At 61.8% G+C, this 3,304-nt stretch carries 5 protein-coding genes; all 5 read right to left on the reverse strand.

Annotation, left to right across the window (positions count from 1 at the left end; translation table 11 throughout):
• The coding region (locus EOA27_RS28550) for an NAD(P)-dependent oxidoreductase (RefSeq protein ID WP_145970586.1) at positions 1–371 on the reverse strand (371 nt) is incomplete at its 3' end.
• 116 nt (positions 372–487) lie between these two features.
• The gene (locus tag EOA27_RS28555) at positions 488–1,312 is read right to left on the reverse strand and encodes an ABC transporter permease (RefSeq protein ID WP_126082705.1); all 825 of its coding nucleotides are present in this window, start codon (positions 1,310–1,312) and stop codon (positions 488–490) included.
• Entirely contained in the window at positions 1,309–2,025 is a 717-nt protein-coding gene (locus tag EOA27_RS28560) for an ABC transporter permease (RefSeq protein ID WP_126082706.1), read from the reverse strand. The genes EOA27_RS28555 and EOA27_RS28560 overlap by 4 nt, the downstream gene beginning before the upstream one ends.
• Positions 2,026–2,103: 78 nt before the next feature.
• Positions 2,104–2,889: an ABC transporter substrate-binding protein gene (locus EOA27_RS28565; RefSeq protein WP_095818023.1), complete on the reverse strand. Its 786-nt coding sequence runs from the start codon at positions 2,887–2,889 to the stop codon at positions 2,104–2,106.
• Between the two features lie 151 nt (positions 2,890–3,040).
• Positions 3,041–3,304 (reverse strand): molybdopterin-guanine dinucleotide biosynthesis protein MobB (locus EOA27_RS28570; protein ID WP_145970587.1); only part of this gene is annotated, 264 nt, incomplete at its 5' end.

Raw genomic sequence — 3,304 nt, forward strand, 5'->3', positions numbered from 1 at the left:
GTCTCCGGCGCGTCGAGGAAGGAGAAGCCGCCCCTTCGGGCGGCTTCATCCAGCTCGCGCGCGACCTCGGCCGATGCGGTGGTGTTGTCGATGAAGACGGAACCCTTCTTCATCGCGGCGAAGGCGCCGTTGGCGCCGGTGGTGACCGAGCGCAGATCGTCATCATTGCCGACGCAGGAGAAGACGAAGTCCTTGCCTTCGGCTGCTTCGGCCGGCGTCAGCGCCAGCTTGCCGCCATGCTGGGCTACCCACTGCTCGGCCTTTGCCTTGGTGCGGTTGTAGACGGTGACGTCGTGGCCGCCCTTGTTCCTGAGGTGCCCGGCCATGGGATAGCCCATGACGCCAAGACCGAGAAATGCAACCGATGCCATAGACCTGCCTTCCAACAAAACACAGTTTCCAGTGGCCGAAGGTCTAGGCCATGCGAAAAATTCGTCAAGGCGCGCAGCGCTGCATCGACTGGTGCAGGCGGCCGAGCCGCAGGGATTTATCGATGCAGGTGGATGGTGATGCGGCGCTCGATCCATTCGACGCCGTGGCGCAGGATCTCGACCATCACCAAATAGACGATCGCCACCCAGATATAGGCCTGGATGTCGAAGGATTTCGCATAGGCGAGCTTGGCGTTGCCCATCAGGTCGTAGACCGTGATGATGGCGACGATCGCGGAGGCCTTGATCATCAGGATGAGCTCGTTGCCGTAGGGCCTGAGGGCAACGATGATCGCCTGCGGCAGGATGACCTTGCGCAGCGTCTGCAATTTGTGCAGGCCGAGCGAGGCAGCACCCTCCCATTGGCCGCGCGGCACGCTTTCGATGGCGCCGCGCAGGATTTCGGCCTGGTAGGCGGCGGTGTTGAGCGAGAAGGCAAAGACACCGCAATAGAAGGCCTCGCGGAAGAACCACCACAATCCTACCGTTTCCAGCTCCGGCCGGAAGGAACCGACGCCGTAATAGACGAGATAGGTCTGCACGAGCAGCGGCGTGCCGCGGAAGAAATAGACGTAGCAATAGGCAAGCCCGGACAGGATCCAGTTCTTCGACATGCGGCCATAGGCGACCGGCAGCGAGAAGATCGCTCCCAGCACCATCGAGATGGAAACCAGCGACAGGGTGGTTCCCAGGCCCTGCAGATAGGCCGGCGCGTAACGGGCGAAGAACTCTGGATTCCAGGCGTAGACGAGGTAGGCGACGATGCCGAGACCGAAGAGAATCCATACGCCGACCAGTGAGTAGCCGACGATGCGGGCGCGTGGCCAGCCGCGGGCCAGAGGGGGCGGCTTGTCGACGACGATGGCCTGGCTGACGCTCATCGCACCGCTCTCCGCCCGAGATGACGCAGAATGTGGCCGGTGGCGATCGACGACAGGATGGCGAGAGCCAGGAAGATCAACGCCGCCACACTGTAGAACAGGAAGGCATGCTTGGTAACGCGCGCCGCGACGCCGGACTGGCGCAAGGTCTCGGCGAGATTGACCACCGAGACCAGCGAGGTGTCCTTCAGCAGGCTTAGCCAGCAATTCTCGAGGCCGGGGAAGGCGATGCTTATCAGCTGCGGCAGGATGATCAGCCGCATCGTCTGCCATTTCGACAGGCCGATGGCGTAGCCGCCCTCATACTGGCCTTTCGGAATGGCGCGGAACGCGGAAAGGAAGACCTCGCTGGCATAGGAGGAGAAGATCAGCGACAGCACGATCATGCCAGCGATGAAGCTGTTGACGTCGATTGTCGCGGCCGGATTGAACAGCCGCACCAAGTATTGCAGCAGAAGCGGCATGCCGAAGAAGAACAGGAAGAGCGTGACCAGCTCCGGCAGGCCACGGAAAACCGTGGTGTAGATGTTGGCGGCGAGCCGCAGGGAGGGCTCTTCATGCTGCTTGGCGAAGGCGACGAAAAATCCGATCGTCAGGCCGATGGGCAGTGTGGCGAGCGCCAGCACGATGGTAACCAGAACGCCAGACGCAATGTCGTCACTCCAACCATCCGGTCCCCAGCTGAGAAGTGTCCAAATGCTTTGGGCCGGCATTGACGGGTCGTGTCTCCGTGGCGATCCCGGGAGAAGAGGAGGGCGGCGAGGAGTGCCTCACCGCCCTTGGCGTAACGATCAGGATTCGGCGCCGTAGACGTCGAACTTGAAGTACTTGTCGTTGATTTCCTTGTACTTTCCGTTCTTGCGGATGGTGTCGATCGCTTCGTTCAGCTTGTTGACCAGATCGGTCTCGCCCTTGCGCACGGCGATGCCGGCGCCCGGTCCGAAGATCTCGACCGGCTGCGGCGAGGGTTGGCCGAGGATCTTGCAGCAGGCGCCGTCCGGCGTATCCAGCCATTGCTGCAACACGACGATGTCGTCCTCGATCGCGTCGAGGCGGCCATTGGCGAGGTCCGCCTGCTCCTCGGGGCTGCTCGGATAGCCCTTGATGGTGCTGTCCGTGTAGGTCTTGGAGGCATAGTTGTAGTGCGTGGTCGTGGTGGCGACGCCGATGTTCTTGCCGGCGAGGTCTTCCTTGGTCACGCCCTTGAGCGGCGAATCCTTCGGCACGGCGATGGCCGACGGGGTGTTGTAGTATTTGTGGGTGAAGTCGACCTTTTCCTGGCGCTCTGGCGTAATCGACATCGAGGCGACGATGGCGTCGAACTTGCCGGCCTGGAGCGCCGGGATGATGCCGTCCCAATCCTGCGCGACGAAGGTGCACTTCACCTTCATCTCGTCGCAGAGCGCCTTGGCGATATCGATGTCGAAGCCGACCAACTGGCCGTCCGAGGTCAGGTTGTTGAAGGGCGGGTACGCGCCTTCGGTGCCGATCCTCAGAGTCTTTTCCTGAGCCTGGGCGACGCCGAGTGTCAGCAGCGCGGCCGAAGCGGCAAGCGCGATACGCAGTGCAATACGCATGATAATCCTCTCATATTGTCATGGCCGCTGTCCCGTGCGGCTCTTGTGGGCGGAGCTTCTTTACCGCCCGCTGAGGCGGATACTCCCACTCTTTGCGAGAAAAAAGCAACTGCAAATCAACGGCAAGCGACAATCGGGAAGTGCCGCTGCGTTACGTGGTTCGAGCCACGAGACCTGTGCTGCGCTCGACAAAGTCGGCTATCGATTTGGTGTCGTCGAGGTCGAAAACCGGCAGGTTTTCGCCTTCGACCGTAAAGTCGGCGGCGACCGCGACGATGTTGGGATCGTTGGCGGAAAGTGGCGTCCGGTCCTTGGCTTCGAGCCGCCTTGCCTCGATCTTCTTGTGCGCTTCGCGCTTGTAGCCCTCGACCAGCACGATGTCCGAGGGCGACAGCCGCGCCAGGATGTCGTCCAG

Origin of the sequence: Mesorhizobium sp. M2A.F.Ca.ET.037.01.1.1 (genome assembly GCF_003998075.1) — a bacterium.
In the GTDB taxonomy this organism is placed as follows: Bacteria; Pseudomonadota; Alphaproteobacteria; order Rhizobiales; family Rhizobiaceae; genus Mesorhizobium.